The organism is Candidatus Eisenbacteria bacterium (genome assembly GCA_016867495.1).
Taxonomy (GTDB): domain Bacteria; phylum Eisenbacteria; class RBG-16-71-46; order CAIMUX01; family VGJL01; genus VGJL01.
Genome location: VGJL01000337.1, coordinates 1 through 1,913, shown reverse-complemented (window position 1 = coordinate 1,913; position 1,913 = coordinate 1). Strand labels below are relative to the sequence as shown.

Here is a 1,913-nt window from a genome sequence, read left to right as displayed (position 1 = left end):
CGATCTCGCCTGGCGAACCGATTTCGAGAAGATCGACGGTCGGAATCGATGGGATTTCTTCATCGGGTGGAACTATTGAGAAGGTCGGGACGCCTGCTCGGGCTGTCGGCGGCGATCGCGGTGGGGCTCTTGCCCGGCGTGGCCGTTTCCCAGACGCCGAGGGTTCTCTGGGAAAAGCGCGTCACCCACGCGCCGGGGGTGGCTCCCACACTCCACGGGGACACGCTCTGGATCGTCGGAACCGACCAGAGGATCCAGTCCCTCTCCGCCTCCGGAGGGGCTCGCCACTGGAAGAGGTCGCTCGGGTCGCAAGCGCTCCTGCCAGTCGTGCCGGCGCCGGGCGCGGTCGCGGTCTGCGTCGGTTCGCCGGAGCCGGGTCTCATCGTTCTTGAGCGCCGCAACGGCCGTGAGCGGTGGCGCGTGAGAATGAGCGGCGCGGCCGTGGGGCTCGCCGCCGGTGGAGGCGGCATCGCCGTCGCCACGCGGCCCGGTAAGGTCTCGGCCTACGCCCTCGAGGATGGCAGGCGACTCTGGGAGCGCTCGCTGGGCATCCCGATCGCCGGCATCTGTCAGGATGAGTCCCGCCTCTTCGTTCTCGGGCGAAGCGACTCGATCTGGTGCCTCGACATGGCGGAGGGAAGCGCCCATTGGGTCGCCGCGACCGAGGGAATCCACGCGAGCGCCCCGGTGCTCTGCGACTCCCTGCTCGCGTGCGCCGGCTACGGGGGGAAGATCTCCCTGTTCGATCGCGATGGGGGAAGCCTGGTGGCGTCGGCATTCGGCGACTCTCCCATGGTCTCGCCTCCCGGATATCTGGCCGGGTGGCTTGGCTGCGCCGCCGTGGGGGGAGAGATCCGCCTGATCGAGTTGCCGGGGCTGTCCACAGGCTGGGGCAAAGAGACAGGAGAGACGCTCGCGGCGGGGGTCCTCCCCTGGGGCGACACGTGGGTGGCGCCGTGCCTGAGCGGGCGGATGCTCGGGTTCACCCACGACCGAGGCGCGGAAGCATGGAGCCTCGACTTCCGGACGCGGATCGCGCGGCCGCCCGCCCGATGGGGTCCCTTGCTCGCCGCGATCGACGAGAAAGGAACGGTCACGGTCCTCACGATCGGGGAGAGTCGGTGAAGAAGAGCATCCTGTCGTTCGTTCTGCTCTGTGCGATCGGCGCCGCGAGCGGCCGGGCTGAGGAGGCCGTGCTGGACCTCGGAACGAGCCCATCGGGGTTCGAGGCATGGATCTCGGATCGGTATGTGGGAAGGACGCCGCTTCTCTCCCCGATTCCGGCGGGGTTCCAGAGACTGCGACTCGCCGCGCCGTCCGATTCCCTCTTTCAGCCCCCGGCTCTCGATACCCTCCTGCATGCCGTCGCGGGCGAAACCCTGAAGGTTCGACTCGCTCTTCACGCGGGGCCCGATCGGCGCCGCTCGGTTCCGGCACTCGGGTTGTCGCCGGAACGCCCACGCGCGCGGCCACTGTGGCGCCGGCTCGGCCGCTACGCGATGCCGGGGCTGGCGGCGGCATTGGCGGCGGGAGGCATCGTGGCGGAGGAGGCGGCCGATCGATCCTACTCGAGCTACCTGCGCGCCGCCGAACCCGGCGAGATCCGGCGCCTCTATCGGCAGACGGAAGACAGGGACGCGCTGTCGACCGCCCTTTGGGTGGGAGCCGAGACAGCGCTGGTTTGCGCGCTCCTGTCCTGGGTTCTTCCCGAGAGACACGACGATGGGCGCCGAGACGCCGGGAATCGCCTCTCCCCGGATTCCGGTGCCGAGAGGGACGGGCGGGCGAGTCCGGGCGCCAAAGGGCGCGGGGGACAGTCGCGGTGAGGGGGCGGCGCGCGGCAGTCCTGCTCGTGGGGCTCCTTGCAATCGCCGGGTGCGAGGAACGCGAACGCGCGAATCCTTTCGATCCGT

Annotated in this window: 2 protein-coding genes; both read left to right on the top strand. The window is 69.9% G+C overall.

Annotated features, from left to right (window positions below; translation table 11 throughout):
• Nucleotides 1-48 precede the first annotated feature (48 nt).
• Complete coding sequence (locus FJY88_14045) at nt 49-1,125, top strand: hypothetical protein (GenBank protein ID MBM3288448.1); 1,077 nt, start codon at nt 49-51, stop codon at nt 1,123-1,125.
• Nucleotides 1,122-1,826: a hypothetical protein gene (locus FJY88_14040; protein ID MBM3288447.1), complete on the top strand. Its 705-nt coding sequence runs from the start codon at nt 1,122-1,124 to the stop codon at nt 1,824-1,826. The genes FJY88_14045 and FJY88_14040 overlap by 4 nt, the downstream gene beginning before the upstream one ends.
• The last annotated feature ends 87 nt before the right edge of the window (nt 1,827-1,913 follow it).

What these genes read in the sequence shown, in the direction of transcription:
- FJY88_14045 (MBM3288448.1), top strand. Translation starts at nt 49, where the DNA reads ATGGGATTTCTTCATCGGGTGGAACTATTGAGAAGGTCGGGACGCCTG.